Annotated in this window: 17 protein-coding genes; 7 read left to right on the forward strand and 10 right to left on the reverse strand. The window is 56.9% G+C overall.

Annotation, left to right across the window (positions count from 1 at the left end; genetic code table 11):
• Positions 1 to 166 precede the first annotated feature (166 nt).
• From NT179_01185 to NT179_01210, 6 genes are all read right to left on the reverse strand, one after another.
• Positions 167 to 859, reverse strand: a complete 693-nt coding sequence (locus tag NT179_01185) for a carbonic anhydrase (protein MCX5720629.1) — start codon at positions 857 to 859, stop codon at positions 167 to 169.
• Between the two features lie 197 nt (positions 860 to 1056).
• On the reverse strand, positions 1057 to 1749 hold the full coding sequence (gene phoU, locus NT179_01190) for a phosphate signaling complex protein PhoU (protein ID MCX5720630.1): 693 nt from the start codon (positions 1747 to 1749) through the stop codon (positions 1057 to 1059).
• A 4-nt stretch (positions 1750 to 1753) separates the two neighbouring features.
• A complete protein-coding gene (pstB, locus tag NT179_01195) occupies positions 1754 to 2554 on the reverse strand; it encodes a phosphate ABC transporter ATP-binding protein PstB (protein ID MCX5720631.1) in 801 nt (266 codons plus the stop codon).
• A 1-nt stretch (position 2555) separates the two neighbouring features.
• On the reverse strand, positions 2556 to 3479 hold the full coding sequence (gene pstA / locus NT179_01200; GenBank protein MCX5720632.1) for a phosphate ABC transporter permease PstA: 924 nt from the start codon (positions 3477 to 3479) through the stop codon (positions 2556 to 2558).
• The gene (pstC, locus tag NT179_01205; GenBank protein MCX5720633.1) at positions 3479 to 4423 is read right to left on the reverse strand and encodes a phosphate ABC transporter permease subunit PstC; all 945 of its coding nucleotides are present in this window, start codon (positions 4421 to 4423) and stop codon (positions 3479 to 3481) included. Before pstC ends, pstA begins: the two co-directional genes overlap by 1 nt.
• Before the next feature lie 78 nt (positions 4424 to 4501).
• Positions 4502 to 5512, reverse strand: coding sequence for a PstS family phosphate ABC transporter substrate-binding protein (locus NT179_01210; GenBank protein MCX5720634.1), 1011 nt, complete (start codon positions 5510 to 5512; stop codon positions 4502 to 4504).
• Between the two features lie 318 nt (positions 5513 to 5830).
• Between NT179_01210 and NT179_01215 the strand changes: the two genes are divergently transcribed.
• The 3 genes from NT179_01215 to NT179_01225 all read left to right on the forward strand — a co-directional run bounded on the left by NT179_01215 (position 5831) and on the right by NT179_01225 (position 9280).
• A complete protein-coding gene (locus tag NT179_01215; GenBank protein MCX5720635.1) occupies positions 5831 to 7348 on the forward strand; it encodes a hypothetical protein in 1518 nt (505 codons plus the stop codon).
• A 65-nt stretch (positions 7349 to 7413) separates the two neighbouring features.
• Positions 7414 to 7950 (forward strand): Slp family lipoprotein, encoded by a 537-nt coding sequence (locus tag NT179_01220; protein MCX5720636.1) that lies wholly within the window; start codon positions 7414 to 7416, stop codon positions 7948 to 7950.
• 400 nt (positions 7951 to 8350) lie between these two features.
• Entirely contained in the window at positions 8351 to 9280 is a 930-nt protein-coding gene (locus NT179_01225) for a hypothetical protein (protein MCX5720637.1), read from the forward strand.
• Positions 9281 to 9722: 442 nt separating this feature from the next.
• Here NT179_01225 and NT179_01230 read toward each other — a convergent pair whose 3' ends face one another.
• The gene (locus NT179_01230; GenBank protein ID MCX5720638.1) at positions 9723 to 10766 is read right to left on the reverse strand and encodes a PstS family phosphate ABC transporter substrate-binding protein; all 1044 of its coding nucleotides are present in this window, start codon (positions 10764 to 10766) and stop codon (positions 9723 to 9725) included.
• A gap of 332 nt (positions 10767 to 11098) precedes the next feature.
• On the opposite strand from NT179_01230, the gene gmd reads away from it, so the two are divergent.
• Positions 11099 to 12106, forward strand: coding sequence for a GDP-mannose 4,6-dehydratase (gmd, locus tag NT179_01235; protein MCX5720639.1), 1008 nt, complete (start codon positions 11099 to 11101; stop codon positions 12104 to 12106).
• Positions 12107 to 12108: 2 nt separating this feature from the next.
• On the forward strand, positions 12109 to 13068 hold the full coding sequence (locus NT179_01240; GenBank protein MCX5720640.1) for a GDP-L-fucose synthase: 960 nt from the start codon (positions 12109 to 12111) through the stop codon (positions 13066 to 13068).
• A gap of 20 nt (positions 13069 to 13088) precedes the next feature.
• Here NT179_01240 and NT179_01245 read toward each other — a convergent pair whose 3' ends face one another.
• Together NT179_01245 and NT179_01250 are read right to left on the reverse strand one after the other, a co-directional pair.
• Positions 13089 to 16769 (reverse strand): DUF255 domain-containing protein, encoded by a 3681-nt coding sequence (locus NT179_01245; protein MCX5720641.1) that lies wholly within the window; start codon positions 16767 to 16769, stop codon positions 13089 to 13091.
• 136 nt (positions 16770 to 16905) lie between these two features.
• Positions 16906 to 17139, reverse strand: a complete 234-nt coding sequence (locus NT179_01250; protein ID MCX5720642.1) for a hypothetical protein — start codon at positions 17137 to 17139, stop codon at positions 16906 to 16908.
• A gap of 200 nt (positions 17140 to 17339) precedes the next feature.
• Here NT179_01250 and NT179_01255 point away from each other — a divergent pair, with 200 nt between their 5' ends.
• Together NT179_01255 and rnd are read left to right on the forward strand one after the other, a co-directional pair.
• The gene (locus NT179_01255; GenBank protein ID MCX5720643.1) at positions 17340 to 17966 is read left to right on the forward strand and encodes a J domain-containing protein; all 627 of its coding nucleotides are present in this window, start codon (positions 17340 to 17342) and stop codon (positions 17964 to 17966) included.
• Between the two features lie 7 nt (positions 17967 to 17973).
• On the forward strand, positions 17974 to 19188 hold the full coding sequence (gene rnd, locus NT179_01260; GenBank protein ID MCX5720644.1) for a ribonuclease D: 1215 nt from the start codon (positions 17974 to 17976) through the stop codon (positions 19186 to 19188).
• 7 nt (positions 19189 to 19195) lie between these two features.
• Here rnd and arsC read toward each other — a convergent pair whose 3' ends face one another.
• The gene (arsC, locus tag NT179_01265) at positions 19196 to 19546 is read right to left on the reverse strand and encodes an arsenate reductase (glutaredoxin) (GenBank protein MCX5720645.1); all 351 of its coding nucleotides are present in this window, start codon (positions 19544 to 19546) and stop codon (positions 19196 to 19198) included.
• Between the last annotated feature and the right edge of the window lie 45 nt (positions 19547 to 19591).

Here is a 19591-nt window from a genome sequence, read left to right on the forward strand (position 1 = left end):
TTCCGATAAGGAGGGACGGCGGCGAAACGATTCGCGGGGCTTGTTGCTGCGCCTGAAGCGAGTGAACGGGCGGGACGGCTATCGCGATAGATTGAAGTGGTGATCGTGGATTTCGATCAAGGGACTCTGCAAGAAATCTCTCCGCACAACGGAGTCTTATTGCCGGCTATCGAGTGATTGGTTGCGGCTGCCCGGCATCTGCCAATTGCACGTTAACCCGTACAACCCCTTCATTGAGCTTCTGATAGGTATAGCCTTCGAAGATCTTGGGTAAGGCGTCGGCCTGCTCCTGCTTGGTGATGAGGGAGAAGGCTGGCACATAGCGTCCTGCGGCGACTTTGACACCGATCAGTTTCGCTCCCGGCTCGATCACAACGTGATCTCCAACCTCGCTCCTGAATACGAACGACTGCATTCCTACGAAGGTATCGTTGCCAACTTTAGCCGGGCCGTGGACCTGGCATTGATGGGCCAACGAGACTTGCTGCCCGATATAGACGGAGTACTTCTTCCCCTCGACTTCCACTTCGTTCTCAAGCAGCTCATGGCCTCCTTCGAACGTCTCAAGTCCGTGCACGACGACGCCATCCTGCACATTGCTGTTATCGCCAATGAAAATATGTTCTCCTTCATCCCCGCGAACTGATGCCCCAGGAGCGACAAACACGTGCTCACCGATGACGGTCGAGCCACTGACCGCCCCGAGCGGGTGGATGCGCGCGGTCTTGGCAATGACCGGCACATCGACGTCGGGGTTGAACGTGGTCTTCACATTCGGGGCCACCCAGCCGATCAGCACGATACTTGCGGCCAGCACGTTGAGGCTTACGCTGAGCGCCAACAGTCTCGATCGGGTCATACCTTCTCTTTCTCCCATGCGCTGACGTGAGTTTTCAGAACCGGAAAACGGCAATCCGGCAATGGATGGGCCACTATACCGTCATAGCCTTCGCCTGACAACAACATTGCCCTCCACTGAAGAGGGGGTATGCGAACAGGCATCTGGCATTCTCCCGTGGTCATCAACCTAATTCTGGAACCAACTGCCAGCGGAGCTTACTGCGGCGTGAGATCCTGCGTTGAGGAGCCTGGCGGGGTGGTGTGGCGGATGATTTTCCCCTCTACGAGGTAGACGACCAGCTCGGCGATGTTAGTCGCATGGTCTGCCATCCGTTCGAGGTATTTGGCGATAAAACTCAGGCGAATGGCGCGCGAAACCGTCTGAGGGTCCTCGATCATGAATGCCAACAGCTCACGGAATACCTTCTCCATCAGGTCGTCGACGGAGTCGTCGTTCGCGAGCACCTTCCGAGCAAGTGAGGCATCGTCCTTCACAAAGGCATCGATACTTTCCTTCACCATCATCCGCGCCAAATTTCCCATTCGCGGGATGTCGATGTAGGGCTTGAGCTGCGGTTCCTCGTTCAGCTCGATCGATCGCTCGCAGATATTCTCGGCCAGGTCGCTGATGCGCTCGAGTTCGGTGGCGATCTTCATCGCCGTCGTGACCAATCGCAAGTCTCGTGCGGCCGGCTGATGGAGGGCCAGCAACCGAATGCAGTCTTCGTCGATCTCCACATCCATCGCATTGACTTGATGGTCCCGTTCAATCACCTGGCGAGCCAGGGCTGAATCGCGCGTCACCAATGCGGCGAGGGCCTTGTCGATCTGGTCTTCTGCCAGACCGGCCATGCGTAAGAGCTTGCTCTTCAAGGCTGCGAGTTCTTCGTCAAAGTGGCGTTGTGTCATAAGTTTAACCAAATCGTCCGGTGATGTAGTCTTCTGTTTGCTTCTTGGACGGCGTGGTAAAGAGTTGCTTCGTGAGGCCGAACTCCACCAGTTCGCCGAGGTACATGAAGGCGGTCCAATCGGACACCCGCGCCGCCTGCTGCATATTGTGCGTGACGATCAAGATTGTCACGCGCCGTTTTAAGTCGAGCAACAGTTCCTCGATGCTGGCCGTGGCGATCGGGTCGAGCGCTGACGTCGGTTCATCCAATAAGAGCAATTCCGGATCGGTCGCCAGGGCACGGGCGATACAGAGCCGTTGCTGCTGGCCGCCGGAGAGGGAGGTTGCCCGCGCGAGTAACCGATCTTTGACTTCTTCCCACAGGGCTGCGCTCCGCAAGGCCTGTTCGACCTTCTCATCTAGAAGGTATCGCTCGGTGGTTCCTCGCACCTTCAAGCCGTAGGCGACGTTCTCGTAAATTGACTTGGGAAATGGATTCGGCTTTTGAAACACCATGGCGATCCGCATCCGCACCTCGATGGGATCGACCTCTGCTGCCAGGATATTGCGGCTATCAGGATAGAGCAGAATTTCCCCTTCATAGCGGTTGCCGGCATAGAGGTCATGCATACGGTTGAAACAGCGGAGAAAGGTCGATTTTCCACAGCCTGACGGCCCGATCAATGCCGTAATCTGGTTTTCACCGATGGGGATCGACAGGTTCTTCAGCGCCAGTCTGCTGCCATAAGAAAAACTCAAGGCGCGCGTTTCCGCCTTGAGGGACTTGGGCCAACCCTGAGCGTGGGGTGAGTCGGTGAGATTCATCCTACCAAGTCACCTGCTTTCTCATGCGATATCGTACATAGATGGCCACTCCGTTCATGGTGAGGGTCATTCCGACTAAGAGGATGCCGGCCGCCGCTGCGTTGCTGGCGAAGTCCTCGCCAGGCCTCGACACCCATCCGAACATCTGAATCGGCATGACCGTAAACGGTGACAGGAGCCAGTCGAACGAGAGATAGGGCGGTTGTGTGCTGAAGGGAGCAGGCGGCAAAAAGGCGATGAAGGTGAGGGCGCCGATCGTGACGATGGGGGCCGTCTCACCGATGGCCCGGCTCAAGGCTAGGATAATGCCGGTGAGGATACCGGCTGCAGAATAGGGCAGGACGTGATGCGCGACCGTCTGCCACTTGGTGGCGCCCAATGCGTAGGCCGCCTCACGGATCTCCACGGGAATTGCGCGAATCGCTTCACGCGTCGTGACGATTACCACCGGGAGAATCAGCAGTGCCAAGGTGAGGCCCGCGACAAGAATGCTCTCGCCCAGACCCAGGATATAGACGAACAGTCCGAGCGCCAGCAGGCCATAGATGATGGATGGCACGCCGGCCAGGTTCGTGACCGTGACCTCGATCAATTCGGTCATCCAGCTTCTCCGCGCATACTCTTCCAGGTAGATGGCTGCGGCGACGCCTAGCGGCACACCCACGACCGCCGTGACTAGCATGATCAAGGTCGAGCCGACCCAGGCGGGAAGGATACCGGCTTGTGCGGCATGACGAGAGGGATAGGACATGAGGAACTGCCAGTCGATGCGTGTGACACCTTGGTACAGGAGCGCGCCGAGCAAGAGCATGAGTGTCCCGACTGCCATGGCAAGTGAACAGATCCCCAAAGCCTTGAACAGGGCTTCGGCGATTTTTCGCCGTGCGATAGAGGGGTGCTTCTGTCGAGAGGACTGGACGGACATCAGTAGGCCTCCCGAAACCACTTCCGCAGCATATGGCCGAGGATGTTGAACGCGAAGGTCATCACGGCCAACACCAGCCCTGCCGCAAAAATACTCTGGTAGCCAATGCTGCCGTGGGGCAGATCGCCGAGCGCCACTTGAACAATGTAGGCGGTAATGGTGGCGGCCGGCTCCAGAGGGTTCCAGGTCAGATTCGGATTTTGTCCCGCGGCGATCGCCACCACCATGGTTTCGCCGACCGCGCGCGAGATCCCGAGCACATAGGCGGCGACAAGGCCTGATGTGGCAGCCGGCACGACCACGCGCCAGGCCGTCTGCAGGCGGGTGGCCCCCATCGCATAGGAACCTTCCCGTAACACCATCGGCACGGCGCGCATCGCATCCTCGCTGAGCGAGATGACGAAGGGCATGATCATAATGCCGATTACGATGCCTGGTCCAAGCATATTGAACCCCGGCAGATCAGGCCAGATCCGTTGGAGCCCCGGTGTGACGACCAATAGCGCAAAATATCCGTAGACCACGGTCGGAACGGCCCCCAGGAGTTCTAACGCTGGCTTGATGACTTCCCGCACACGCGACGAAGCGAATTCTGAGAGATAGATCGCTGCCACCGTTCCGAGAGGAATCGCCACGAGGAGCCCAACTCCGCTAGTGACGAGCGTGCCGGCGAGCAGCGGCAGGATCCCATAGTGAGGATCGGCAAAGAGGGGGGTCCAGAGTGTATCGGTGAAGAAGTCTGTGAGCGGCACCATCTTGAAAAATCCGATCGACTCAGAAAGAAGCACGGCGATGATCGTCACGGTCGCGGCCACGGAGGTCAGCGCGGCGACAAACAATCCTCCTTCGATCGCCCTCTCGCATCGCAGCCGCGCACGACGGCGCGCAGCCGCTTCGTCTCCTGCGCCTGGGTTCTTGATCGGAATCGTTTTCTGTGCTGCCATCATAGACTGGCTCATCAACAGACTGACCTCTTCATCATGCCCCCAGAATCAGAGCTGCAACAGGAGCCTCATGGAACTCTACTGTTTGGGGGGGCGACTCATGATTTCTTCAACCGCCAGTCCGACCTCAGGCACCCCGCCGAATCCGGTCCCTAGGACGCCTTTCGTGAATCGCTCACGCGCCATACCATAGGCCTGTTCCGGCAACGGAATATACCGGACTTCTGCGATCAGCTTGGGGCCTTCCGTCAGGTAGTAGACGACGAAGTCTTTGACCTCTGTCCGCTTGGCTGCCGCCTCGCTGACATAGATGAAGAGGGGACGCGAGAGGGGCTGATAGCTGCCCTTGATGACACTTTCCGCACTGGGCAGCACCGGTCCACTCTTTCCGACAATGGCCACCGCTTTCAACTTCTTCATCTGCGCGGCGTAATAAGCAAAGGGGATGTACCCTAATGCATGCTTATTGTTTTCGATCCCCTGAACGAGCACGTTATCGTCTTCGCTGGCGGTGTAATCGCCACGGCTGGATTTGGGCTTTCCCACAATCGCATCGGTAAAGTAATCGAAGGTGCCGGAATCGGAGCCGGCGCCAAAGAGCATGAGCGGTGCGTCAGGCCAGTCTGAGTGGATCTGGTTCCATCTGGTGATTTTGCTCTGCGCGGCCGGTTCCCAGATTTTCTTGAGCTCTTCAACCGTCATCGAGGTGACCCAGGTGTTCTTCGGGCTCACCGCTACCGTCAAGGCATCGAAAGCAATGGGCAGTTCGTAATAGGCAATGCCGTTCTTCTGACAGAGGGCCATTTCTTCTTTGAGGATCGGTCGAGAGGCATCCGCAATGTCCGTTTCACCTCGACAGAACTTCTTGAATCCTCCCCCTGTGCCTGCGATGCCCACGGTTACTCGTATGTGCCCTCGGTTCGCTTTCTGAAATTCTTCCGCCACCGCCTCCGTGAGGGGATACACTGTACTCGACCCATCGACTTTAATGAGAGCCGTTTGCTCAGCCTGTGCCAGGTGACTCCCTGAACCGACGACTCCCAGAAACCCAGCCATCGCGATATAGCCCACAAACCGTACAACGAGCATGTGCGTTCCTCCCATCCATCGAAAGCCTTGTGGCACATTTTCGTGCCGCTGGCTCTCTGAAATAGTTCGCTTCATCTGGTCGTGAATCTACAGACGGGCCATTCCGGCGCTGTCACAGATATGTAAACTTTGTGTTAACTCGCATGGAAAATGCTCATTTTTCATCAATTGTCTTTCCTCGACCAGGAGTTTAGCCTGCCATGAGACTGCCAAAATTCTTTACAAGTCTGTAACATTGCGGCAATACCGCCGTGATGTCGAATCGTTACACCTGTCTCCAGTACAGCAGCACACATTTATGACAAGGAGGATACAGGTATGGAGACCCCTCAGCGCGTGACCCTCATCAGGAGCCTCGTCGGAGCTATCGTGCTCAGCACATGCGTGAGTTCCGCCTGGGCAGTGGAGGCACAGAACAGCCAGGGCCCTGTGCGGCCAGAGGTACTGGTCTCACAAGCTGCCGGCAATGGACAAGGATTGCCGGGGACCAGAGAGTTGCCTCCTGCAGGCGCGTCGGTCGAAGATCTGCTGCTTCAGAAGGGCCAGATCACGATGGATGAGTGGATTCAAATTCGAGCCGAGCAGGAATATAAATCGGCCGATCAAGTGAAACGTATTGATGCGATCGAAGATTGGAAGTCGAAAACGGAATTGTTGCCGATGCTCAGAGACAAGGTGAATTTCGGCCTCAACGCGCTCCAATTCCTCTACGCCCGCAACGAAGCCCATGTCGCGGAGGGGAAGAGTCAGGATAATTTCTCTATCCGCCGATCCGAGTTGTTATTCTGGGGCAAGATCAGCGACACCATTCCACGTTGGCACGCCTTAATGGAGTTTCAGAGCATTAATCTCACATCAAATACCCCAAGTACCGCTGGGGCAACAGGTGTGCCGACGTCCTCCACATTTTTCCGTGAGTCGTACATCGACTTCCGGCCCGTGCAGTCTTGGGCTCCCAATCTGAACTACTTCCGTCTCGGCATCTTCCGGATGCCCTTCGGCATCTTCACGGAAACGTCAGGCGGATTGCGCGATATCATCAGCTCTCCGTACCTCACGTCTGTTGGTGGATCCGGGGGGCCAGGCCAGAATAACAGAGGGACCGGTGGACAGATCGACTTCTTGCAAGAGCGCGATTACTTTGTGGATGTGCGGGGGAAGATCGCCAATCGTCTCGAATATGTGGCCGGTATCATGAATAACAATAATTTTCAGGCCAATGCCACCGGGGCCAATGGGCCGAAGGCATTCTACTCCCGTGTCCGTCTCTTCGGGACAGACGTATCCTTTATCAGCTTCACGACCATTCAGGGAGAGTCTAACAACGCCAATACGAATATCAATGGCCGTGGGAAAGGCGCCTTTGATCGCTACGGTCTGGACGGCCGCTATACGTCCAAGCTTTTGCCTGGGTTCATGATCCAAGGCGAATGGTGGCAAGGGCACGATGGCGCGAATGCCACCACAGTCGGGGTAGGCGCCAATGGATCCTGTCCAATCGGTTGCGGGGGCTCGGGGGCACCCGGCATGCAGCGACGGACCTGGTATGTATTGACGAAGTATCTCATCACCGATGGGCCGTTGCAGAATTTTGAGCCTACGGTCATGTACGAGCAGTTCGATCCCAACACCACCATGTCGAACGATATGTATACCAGGACGATTCTGGGGCTGAGCTATTACTTCGAAAACTTCCCTCCGAAAGCCCAATCCAAGGTGCAACTCAACTACGAGTTTCGGCATCATCAGGGGTTCGGCCCTGGGACCTCTGTCCCCAATAGCGATCCCTTTGCGCAAAATGCCTTGCTGGTCCAGTTCCAAATCCGGTTCATGTGACGTGGTTACATGTGCGATGGATTCAACGTTGCAATGGGATACAACAAGGAGTAAGGAGAATACACATGAACATGAAACATAGAATGGTGATTATACTGTGCAGCTTATTGATCAGCGCCTGCGCGCCAGCCCAGGTATTTCCGCCTCATGTGATGGAGGGAGTCGACAAGAATTTTGACTTTATGGCCTGGCGCATGGCGCCGAATGCGAAACCTGACCAAAAGATCGAACTCGGCGGACGGATTATTCAAACAGAAGCGAAAGAGGGGGGAGTGGTGCTAGTCGTGGTCCAACTCCCGATCGTGGAACACCCAGCCTACGGTCCGAAAGACAATGGTAAACGAAGCGGGGAATTCGTGGTGTCGTACCAAGGCAAGATTGACCCGAGCTCACTGCAGCCGGGAAACCGGCTGGTTGTCGTAGGGGCAACACAGAATGCCAAAGTCGTGATGGTGGATGACGTTCAACGCAGTCTTCCCTCTGTCGCCGCGCGCTGTCTCCATATCTGGAACACAGGCGGACGTGAGGTTGCCGATTTCCCCTCGTTTGGGGGAGGATATGAGCCGCTGGAAGAAAATACGTTCTGTACCAACGCACCCTAGCAGTGGACCACAGTCGCTCTCACTTATGATGGCAGAAATCCTGCACTGAAAAGGTCTGATGATTACCCCACGATTCGTTGCGCTCATTTGCGTGTTCGCTCTTGGCTCTGGACTCTCAGGCTGTGGCCACGAGGCGAGACTCCTTCATGACGGCCCGACCGGTGGCCTGGTCTCGTATCCAATCCAGACAGATGCGGATGTCCTTTCCTCAGAAGGTCGGCGCGACGCCCTGCGCCTCATCCGCGAGAAATGTCCTCAGGGATCACGAAACGTCAAAGAAGGCGAACTCCCCAAAGTGAACCAGGCAACGGATCGTATCTGGCGCGGCCAGATGGGCACCGACCGGCTGTGGGGCATTCAGTTTGCCTGTGAACCATCTGAACGGCGCTGAAGGAACCTCATGAACCATCTATTCCGTACTTTGGGCTGGTCGCTGGTTGCCGTAGGACTGTCAGGCTGCGCAGAGATGACAGGCGAGCGCGTCCTCTATGATCAACAAGGGGTTCAGGTGGGGATTCAGGCGGACCCCACCATCAGCCGTTCAACACCACCGGCACGGAACAACCACCCTGCAACATTGTCCCCGAACGAATTGCGCCTGCTACTGGGAAGCCTTCAAATCAGTGGCTGGAGCGGCACGATCGTGGGACTCGTCCAAAATCCTCAACCCATCCCGTTCCTCAGCCCGGACGAATTGGACAGGCTGGCAGATCCAATAGCGACGGCGCTTGGGCAAGCCGGTCCAACGGAACGTGTGTCGTTCTCACTACAGAATAAAGAGCGACCCTATAACCCCGATCGAATAACGGGAATGCTGTTCATCCGCGGCCCCTACCTCCATCTCGTAGTGACAGACCATGCCGCCTTTATTCAGGCAGACACAGGAGGAGGGGAGGAGAAGGACCTCCGGGATACCAAAGGGATGAAGCTGTGGACCCTGCGTCCCGTTCAGGCCGCGGCGGTTCAGTCTTTTGAGGAACCTCGCTGGAGCCCCTTCGAGACCGTCCATATTTCGCTGAACATCAACGAGGCCATCGCCCTAAGAAAAACGGCAGCCCCGGCACGAGCTGACCGAGCGCTGGTGCCACTACCAGCGACCACGCCAACTCAGCTCTCGCCACAAACCAATTCCGCCGCTGCGCCAACTGCCACTGACGATCAGCGCTTACAACTTCGTGAACTGACCCGCTCCAATCTCGATCTCCGTGAACGCCTGGACGAACAGGCGAAACAAATGAAGGAGCTCAAGGCGGAGCTAGCGCGGCTGCAACAAGAGCGTGAGAAAGCGAAGTCAAAAAGCCGGACACCACGCAAGTCTCCCACTCCCTAATCTCCCAGCTCCTTCTGACTCAATCCCGCCCAGCCGCTACTGGCTGGCAGCTGTGCCAGGCGTTCGCGTGGCACCAAGCGAGACGAAGCTTTTCGGATTTGGTTCATCCCTCCAATTTTGTCACCGATTTGAAGTAGAGTTTCCGGCATCATTTGCCCTTCGATGGGGAAGTTCGTTTCACAGCATCCTCCAGGATTCCGTGTCGAGCAGATTGTAGCGGTGCTCAAGCAGGCGGAGATGCGGAGAGGGGCACACCCGTCCCCGAGCTTATCCGCACCTCAGGAATGCTGAGCAGCCATTCTCCTGGTGGAAGCACCGGTATGCGGGACTGGAATCCGAGCAGACCAATTCCTCAGGTCTCGTTCGTCTACAATCGCGTGGTGGGTCATCGGCCCGACCCTGTATCTTAGGGTCGGGCCAGTTTAGGGGAAGGGGCGGTCAGCTACTGGCCGGTAGTTGTGCCAGGCGTTGGAGTGGTACCGAGTGACAAAAATTTCTTCGTGACTTGGTTCGTGGGGAGAGGGAAAAACCCTGCCCGCACAACGGCTTCCTGTCCTTCTCTGCTTGTGATGAAGGTCAGAAACTCCTGCGCCGCTGGAGGAAGAGGAGATTTCGGCGACTTGTCGAGATACACATAGAGCACGCGGCGCAGCGGATAGGTTTGGTCTGAGATGGTCGCGGACGAAGGAAGAATGAAGGGCATCCCTTGATTCTCAGCAAGCGGAACCATGCGCACAGCGGAGGCCTGCAATCCGAGCCCGTTATATCCAATACCCAACTGGTCCCGGCTTAACGCTAACACAACGGAAGCTGCGCCAGGCTGTTCCTGTAACTGAGGCGCGAATTCTCCACCAGCGAGCACGTGTTCTTGGAAAAACGCCCTGGTCCCAGATTTTCTGTCGCGGCCATAGAGCTGGATCTCACCTTTTTCCCAACCATTGCCCAGCCCGAGCTGCCCCCATTGCTTGAGCTCGTTCTTATACCCGCGTTTCCGCGTCGTCGAGAAGATCGCATCGACCTGATCCAATGTCAGGCCCGGCAAGGGATTGTCCTTGTGTACATAGAGGGCCACCGCATCGACGGCCACCGGGACTGCGAGGGGTTCGTAGCCGTGCTGCGAGACGAACTGTTTGATCTCTGCATCCAGCAGCTCACGCGATGTGGCTACGAGCAGAAACTGATTTGTCCGTTCTTCTTTGAGGATAATCCTGCCGGGTATCGGAATCTCCAAGAATTCTGCGACTGCCTTGGTTGACCCGCCGCCTTTGACGTTCACCGTCACTTGCGGCTGACGCCGTTGGAATTCGGTTGCCAGGCGAGTCATCAGGGGAGACATGGTGTCCGAACCCTGAATTCTCAAGGCGCCTGTCACTTGGGCTTGCGGGCTGTACGGAGCAAGTCCTGCATCCACCGTCAGGCTGGCAAAAGGACCACTTTGCTCAGCATGAATGTCTGGAGCAGTCAGCAAGAGCGCTATCAGAAGCATCACAACTATATTGAGGATGTTTGCCTGCCTCGGCCAGGCCTTTGTTCCACTACATATCATCATGCCTTGTTCCTCCTGTTTGGGTTCATCCCATGCCTTGTCTGATGTGAACGATAGCCCCGGTATATTGTGGCGAGATGACAGTCTTGTTACAGAATTGTTAACTTTGCAGGAGGAAGGACAGGAAATGATTCGAATATGGGGTTAGGTGAAGATCCCGTGCAAAAACAGCCAGAGGGGCGCGAAATCATCACGATGATCTCATTCGTAGACAATGCGATGCAATCGAGAGATAATCCAGCCTCTTTTTGCCACAACTAAGGAGTGGTCTTGTGAAAAAAGCGCTGATCAGCGGGATTACAGGCCAGGATGGGTCGTACCTGGCGGAGTTTCTTCTCGGGAAGGGCTACGAGGTCTACGGCATTATTCGACGATCAAGCTCGTTCAATACGGGACGGATCGACCCCATTTATGAAGACCCGCATGTGCCGCATCGACGGCTCCATCTGGTGTATGGCGATCTCAATGACGCGAGCTCGCTGAACCACATCATCCGCACGGTCCAGCCAGATGAAATCTACAATCTGGGGGCGCAAAGCCACGTGCGCGTGAGTTTCGATATCCCTGAATATACCGGCGAAATTACCGGACTCGGGACGATCCGCCTCCTGGAAGCCATTCGCGAGTCAGGGTTGAAACCGAAATTTTATCAAGCCTCCTCCAGCGAGATGTTCGGCAAAGTCCAGGACGTGCCCCAGCGCGAAACCACGCCCTTCTATCCCCGTAGTCCCTATGGGGCGGCCAAGGTCTACTCCTACTGGATTACGGTCAATTATCGGGAGGCCTACGACCTCTTTGCCTGCAATGGCATTTTGTTCAACCATGAATCGCCCCGGCGCGGCGAGACGTTCGTCACGCGCAAGATCACGAAAGCAGCGGCGCGGATCAAGCTCGGCGTTCAGAATGAGCTCTTTCTCGGCAACTTGGACGCGAAACGAGACTGGGGATTCGCCGGAGACTATGTTCAAGCCATGTGGATGATGCTACAGACCCCCAAGCCGGAAGACTACGTCATTGCGACAGGCGAAACCCACACGGTGCGCGAGTTTCTGGAATTGGCCTTTGAGCGGCTTCAACTGGATTGGCAGAAGCACGTCAAGATCGACAGTAAATACTATCGTCCCACCGAGGTGGATCTCTTGATCGGCGACGCGAGCAAAGCCAAACGGGATTTGGGATGGGAACCGAAAGTCCGCTTTCAAGAGTTAGTGGCGATGATGGTCGATGCGGATCTTGCCATCGAACGTGAACGGCTCGAAGGCACTCAGGTAAAGGGGTAATAATGTCATTGTGGGCCGATACACGAGTCGTCGTCACGGGCGGAGCCGGATTTCTCGGCTCATTTGTCGTGGAGCAACTGCGCGCCAAGGGCTGCCGGGATATCTTCATCCCCCGCAGCAAGGATTATGATCTCGTGCAGATGGAAGCGGTGCAGCAGCTCTATAGCGATCACACCCCTGACATGGTTATCCATCTGGCTGCACGGGTCGGAGGAATCGGCGCGAACCAAGCCAACCCGGGAAAATTCTTCTACGACAACCTGATGATGGGCACCCAGCTCATCGAGGTTGGGCGCCAGAGGGGACTGAAAAAATTCGTCGCGTTGGGTACCATCTGCGCCTATCCTAAGTTTGCCCCCATCCCATTTAAAGAGGACGACATCTGGAATGGATACCCAGAAGAGACCAATGCGCCCTACGGTCTCGCCAAGAAGATGATGCTGGTCCAGTCGCAGGCCTATCGCGAGCAGTATGGATTCAATTCCATCGTATTATTCCCGGTGAACCTCTATGGCCCTCGCGACAACTTCGACCTGGAAACGTCTCACGTCATCCCGGCCTTGCTCCGCAAATGTGTGACCGCAAAGGAAACAGGTCAAGCCACCCTCACCCTGTGGGGGGACGGATCTCCGACTCGCGAGTTTTTGTATGTGGAGGACGCAGCGGAAGGCATCCTGCTTGCCGCGGAACATTATGAGGGAAGCCTACCAGTCAACCTGGGGACAGGAGAGGAAGTCACGATCCGCAATCTTGCCACGATGATTGCCGCAGAAGCCGGTTTCACCGGACAAATTGAATGGGACAAGACCAAGCCCAACGGGCAGCCTCGACGGTGCTTAGATGTTAGTCGGGCCAAAGAGCTCTTCGGCTTTCAGGCGAAACATCCACTCAAGGAAGGGCTCAAGAAAACCATGCACTGGTTTACTGCCAACCGCCAGAATCTGCGACAAGTCACTTTCTAACTTCTGCCATCCTCAGATGCTTAGCGCGGCGTCACTGCGTCATAGAGCGGTTTCACGGTCGTTATCGGCTCCCACTTGAGGACCGCCAGAGAATCCTCGACATAGATTCTTGATCTCATCCCGTTCAACACGGAGGTCACGCCAGGAGTGCTGGCCAGCACCCAGAGGGCCTTTCGTGACAGCGATTCGTTGCGTTTTGCTTCTGGCAACAGGGGATCGAGGGCCGCCGACAGAGAAGCAGTTCTCGCGCGACTCCGTTCTGTGGCCTCTCTGCGAAGTCCTCCCAACAGGGTCAGTAACTGCGGCACATAGCGATCGCGCCAGTTATCCCACTGCTCGGCTGCCGTACCAGTCAAGTGTCGAGAGAGAGCCTGCATGACTTGATTCATCTGGGGGGCGATCAATTGCTGTTCGATCTGCTCCCAATGTTCCAGCCCCTGGATGTGAGGCCGTATCCTGGTTAGCTCAGCGGCCCAGGTGAAGAAGTCGGCCGGAGCCATCCCTTGGCCATTATGCTGAAGGCTGGGGGCAATGGACTTGCGATATTCGTCTTCCAGCGCCGCCACGGCCTGGCATTGCCGGTCGAAATCCACCGGCTCGCCTTCGAGCGGGAAATCCGCCAATCGAATGACGCCGCTTTTTTGGGTCGGCATGGCATTGAGCGGACGATTGACGAGCACCGCGATCTCTTCCCGCTGCGCCACTGCCAACACCGTTTCCCGTTGCTCCACTCCCGTATTGGGCGTCAGCAGAGCACCTGCCTCGTAGAGGTTCATGGGACATTGCAGCACTGCGAAATGGTGACGATCCATCCCTTGTGACGCTGCGGCAGCTTTCGCTGCCTCACACATACGAGACAGCGACGTGGCTTCTGCATTGGATGAATCTTCTGTAACTGTATTCGAGGACACGCCGTAATGACGGATTCGTCCTGCCGCCACTTGTGACTCAAAAAAGGTGAAGGCCTGTTCAAGCCTGCGATAAAAAACCTCCCGCGTCGCCATGAGATCTCCCCCAGCGTGATGCGCGGCCTCGGAGAGAAAATATTCAGGATTGTGCAACAAACAGACGTCGAGCGTGGCCAGGCCCAGCCGGTCTAGCGAGAGAGTAAGTTGGTCTGCCAAATACTCCTGGTGGAAACAGTGCCAGATGCCCTCGCCATATTTCACCATCTCAGGGTAGGGGTGCCCGGCCTGTTCACGGGCCTCAGCCTGTTTCAGGTTCTGCCCCTGCACATAGCCGATTTTTGTGACGACGATCACCTCGTCACGAGCCAGCTCTCCGCTCTGGATCAACTCGCCCAAGACAGAGCCGACCAATCGCTCACTGTCTCCGTCCATATAATTCGTCGAGGTATCGATCAGGTTCACCCCTTCTCGCAGCGCGTACTTGAGGGATTCTCGATGTTCCGGCTCCCTCGTATCGACTCGATAGGTCCCGAACCCCAATCGGGAGGTCGTGAGTCCCGTGCCACCGAACCGGCCATAACCATGCTCCATGTGGCTGTCAGGGCCTGACTGACTCAGGATGCGCCCAACATATCTGGCCGTTCCTTCAGGACTGGCAGATCCTGGGAGCGCTGTCCCTTGCAAGAGAGGCTGTGGGGCCGCCTGATCCGCTCGCCGCGAGGCAGACAGGAGCGCAGCTGTGACCTCCCCTGGATCTGTGATGGGCTTCTGACAGGAGAAATTCCGGCAGATATACAGAGCGGCCTTTCCCTCCACCAAGCCCTTGGCTGCGAGCAGGGGATGGCTAGACGACTGACTTATTCCCTCGCTGGAGGCAATCACACGGTGCGGCAGGAACGCGTCGCGTACGGCGAGCTGCAAGGCCTTCAACCCTGGATCGTTGGGCGCTCCGACAATAGCCAATTCAATCGGCCCTTCTGCCAAAAAATCCACCACGGCAAGGCTCTTGGCAAAGGCTCTCGGATACCGGGCTATCTGGCGGCCATAGGCGCGAATCCCTCCAATTGCTGCCTCTCGCAGGTCCTGTCGATCGTAATGGAAGGAGAGCCTGGCGAGGGCTGAGACCGCCACGGAGTTGCCGCTGGGCGTCGCACCATCGGCCCCCTCACGCGTGCGAATGATCAGCGTTTCATGTCCCTCAGCGGTAGTAAAAAAGCCTCCCTGGTCTTTATCCTGAAAGGAGCCCACCATTGTCTCTCCCAATTGAAGAGCAGCGGTGAGATACCGTTCCTGTCCGCAGGCTTCATAGAGATCGATCAATCCCTCTGCTAGATAGGCATAGTCCTCCAGGACCCCGTCGAGATGGGCTCTGCCCTGCCGCGAGGTGCGGAGCAGCCTGCCATCAGAAGTTCGATGGACCTGTAAAAGAAAGTCTGTCGCCTTCATAGCCCCGTCGATGTAGTGACTGACCCCTAACACACGGCCTGCCTCGGCCATCGCCGAAATCATCATGCCGTTCCAGGCCGTGATGATCTTATCGTCGAGCGCGGGAGCCACTCGCTGTTGGCGGGCTCGATAGAGGAGGGGACGCACGCGCTGAATCGTCTCGTGCAGTTCATCGAGGGTGAGGTCCAGCTCCTTGGTCACGGCCTCAATGGGACGCAGCCGATTGGGGATGCTGTGATGCTCCCAATTGCCCTCATCGGTGATGTCGTAACAGGCGCAGAACCGGCGAGTGTCTTCCTCATTCAGCAGCACGGCCTGGACCTCCGCCGGCGTCCACACGAAAAACTTTCCCTCGATCCCTTCCGAATCCGCATCCGTGGCGGAATAAAACCCACCGGCCGGGTCGGTCATCTCGCGGAGAATATAGTCGAGCACCTCCGTCGTGACCTGGCGATAGGAAGCCTGCTTCGTGACTTGATAGGCTTCCACATAGGTCTTGGCCAGGAGGGCATTGTCGTAGAGCATCTTCTCGAAATGGGGGACCAGCCACCGTTCGTCGGTGGAGTAGCGCGCAAAGCCTCCGCCGATATGGTCATAGATCCCTCCAGCCGCCATCGCATCCAACGTGCGGGTGACCATCTGCAAGGTATGACTGTCGCCGGTTCGACGGTAACAACGGAGGAGCAAGGACAGGCCTGCTGACGGAGGGAATTTCGGCGCGCTGCCGAATCCTGCATGCTGGTCATCGAAGTCTTTTCGGAATTGCGTCACGGCTTCATCGAGTACAGAGACACTCACTGAAACGGGGGACACAGCCTTGAGTTCGTTCTTCAACCGATCGGTCAATTGCCGCGCCTGGTTTCTGAGGCCTGTCGTATCCTTCTCCCAGGCTTCTGCGATTTTTTTGAGCAGACTGGGGAAACCGGGCCGGCCCCAACGGTCCTCAGGCGGAAAATAAGTTCCGGCAAAGAAGGGCTCCTGTTCCGGCGTCAGGAAGACCGTCATCGGCCAGCCACCCTGGCCGCGGTTAAGGGTCACCGTGGCCTGCATATAGATCTCGTCGAGGTCTGGGCGTTCCTCTCGATCGACTTTGATACAGATGAAATGCCGGTTCATGACAGCCGCAATGGCTGCGTTTTCGAACGACTCCCGCTCCATCACATGGCACCAGTGACAGGCGGAATAACCGATCGACAGCAGGATGGGACGGTTCTGTTCTTTCGCAGCCTGTAAAGCTTCCGGTCCCCAGGGGTACCAATCGACGGGATTCGAGGCATGCTGGAGCAGATAGGGACTGGTTTCGTGAATGAGGCGATTCGTCTGGGCTGATTCCCGTGGAGTATGCATGGCTCCACGGTAGCATCGGAATCTGAGAGGGGTCAACGAGCAGATAAGGGAAGAGGCCTGCAATCGTGAGATCACAGGCCCCCTCAGAATCGTTCAAGTCAGGCTTGTCTGATCAGACAAACGACATGTGTCGTGATTACTTGCCCTTCTCGTCCTTCTTCTTCTCGTCCTTCTTATCGCCGAACGTGTCAGCGTGGCCGCCCTTCTTCTCGTCCTTCTTCTCCGCCTTTTTCTCTTCGCCGTACACGAGGACGTGGCCGCCCTTCTTCTCGTCCTTCTTCTCCGCCTTCTTCTCTTCAGCCGCGAAGGAAGGAGCGCTGAACGTCACTGCCACTGCCACTGCCATGATTGCCATCAAGATGCTCTTCATAATATGTCACCCCCTTTAAATGTTAGTGTGAATATTGCTTACCCTTCACATAGGGCAAACGGGCGCTACGGTATCGAAAACAGGCCCTATTGTCAACCGCCTATTTCGCTTTCTTGATGGAATGCCGGCAGAGTCCGCTGCTCTTCAGGCCTGCGACCAGGCTGTGCTACAATGCGCCTCCGGGAGAAAAGCTGACTCATATGGCGTTTTCACAAAGCAAATACATCAAGTTTCAAAACGGCATGAGACGACGGATCGATTCCTTGCGCCCGAAGGCTGAGGAAAGTCTGGAGCTCGCCGTCGATACGATGATGCAGGAGCGGGTCGACAGTTTCTTCCGCGTCGAAGAGGGGCTGGAGGAAATCATCAAGTCTCTGATCCAGATCGAAGAGGAGCTGGCGGAGATCCGCGATCTCTCCGGCGCCATGCGGCTGGAATCCCGCCTGGAGTTCGTCGAAGACCGCTGGGACGACTTCGATAGCGAGATTCGGGAGCGACCCCGTCGCCGGCGCAAGAAAGTCAGTCTGGCCGATATGTTGAAAGCCGCAGGCGGCGGCGACCTCTCGCAAGGAGTGAGCGGCATCAACAACGCCATGGACGCCTATGCCGCAATGGGCGTGGAATTCGGCAGTTCGCTCGCCGAGGTCACCGCGTCGTTCCGTCAGAAAGCCAAGCAACTCCATCCCGACTCGAATAACGGAGACCGTAGCGCCGAGCCGGAATTACGCCGCATGCTGGAGGCCTACCAGTTTTTAAAAGAATACTTGAGCCTCAGCAATGTGGAGCCTCCGCGATCCCCCGACCATACTTACAATCCAACCGAATGAGAGACCTGTGACACCCAAACCACCGATGTTGTATGTGACCGACCAGTCTGCCCTTGAAACCCTGTGCCAGACGCTGCGGCAGAGTCCGCGGCTGGCCCTGGATACGGAGTTCGTCGGAGAAGACACCTTTGTCCCGCGACTCGAATTGATCCAAGTCGCCACCGCCACGACCGCTGCCGTCATCGACTTTCCCGCCGTCCAGGCCAAAGGATCGCTCGACGCCTTTTGGGAACTCATCTGCGATACCAAGATCGAAAAGATCGTCCATGCCGGGAGACAAGACCTCGATCTCTTTGCCACTCATGCGGGGCAGATCCCGAAGCCCTTCTTCGATACGCAGATCGCCGCAGCGATGGTCGGGTACGGAGCTCAAGTTGCCTATGCTGGCTTAGTTCAGCGGCTCCATGGCACAAAATTAGCCAAAGCCCATACCTTTACCAACTGGAGTGCGCGCCCCCTCTCGGATGACCAAATCGCGTACGCCTTGGAAGATGTTGAATTCCTCCTCTCGATCCATACGCATCTGCAGGATCGCCTGAATTCGCTTGGCCGGCTGGAATGGGTCGGTGAGGAATTTGCGCGGTTGGAAACGGCGGTGGGAGAAAAGAGCCGGGAACCACAAGAACGCTACCAGCGCATTCGCGGATGGGACACGCTTAAGCCCAAAGGGGCGGCGGTGCTTCGTGAATTGGCTGCCTGGCGCGAAGCGGAAGCCAGACGGAGGAACGTGCCGCGCGGGCGGGTCATGCGGGACGAAGTGCTGTTGCAACTGGCGCGGCATCCGCCCAAATCGGTCAGTGAGCTCCGTGGACTCCGCGGCGTCCATTCCTCGGAGGTGGACCGCCATGGAGAGCAACTGTTAACCACCATCACCTCGGCATTGGCACTTCCACCCACCGCCTGGCCGGAAGTTCCTCGCGAACGGAAGCCGGACCCTGAATCGACCGGCATCGTCGAGCTCTTACAAGCCGTGCTGAAAGCCCGCGCAGCAGAGGAGGGGATTGCCCCCACCATGCTCGCCACCAGCTCCGACCTCCAAACGCTCGTGGAAGCGAAGCAGAATCGGGCCACCCTCGATGTGCCCATCCTCCGTGGCTGGCGACGACAACTGGCAGGAGATCTATTGCTCAAAGTCTTGGATGGAGCGGTCACCATTACGGTCGACCGAACCTCCGGCGCCCTCAAGATGGCGCAGGACGATCACTCGAAGGCTGCAAGTTGACGCGTGGTTACAGTAATTCTTTGACCGACTCAGCCGGTCTGGCCAGGATCACCTGTTCGCCCTTTGCGACAATCGGACGTTGAATAAGGTCCGGGTGGGCGATCATCAGATCGAGCCATTCATCATCAGACAGGGTCTTTTTGGCTAACCCGAGCTCCTTATAGATCTCTTCTTTGGTCCGTAGAATGTCTTTCGGCGCCAGCCCCGCCTTCTTCAAGAGGCCCTTGAGCTGGGCCTTAGTGAAGGGCTGTTCGTAGTAGTTGACGGCCGTGAAGGGTTGGCCGCTCTCCTTTAACAACTGCACCGCCTGACGGCAGGTGCTACAGGTCGGTTTTTGATAAATCGTCACCTCGGCCATGCGACACTCCTTGTCTCAGCGTCCTGCTTGCCTTGACGCCATTTT

The organism is Nitrospirota bacterium (genome assembly GCA_026387665.1).
Lineage (GTDB): Bacteria > Nitrospirota > Nitrospiria > Nitrospirales > Nitrospiraceae > Palsa-1315.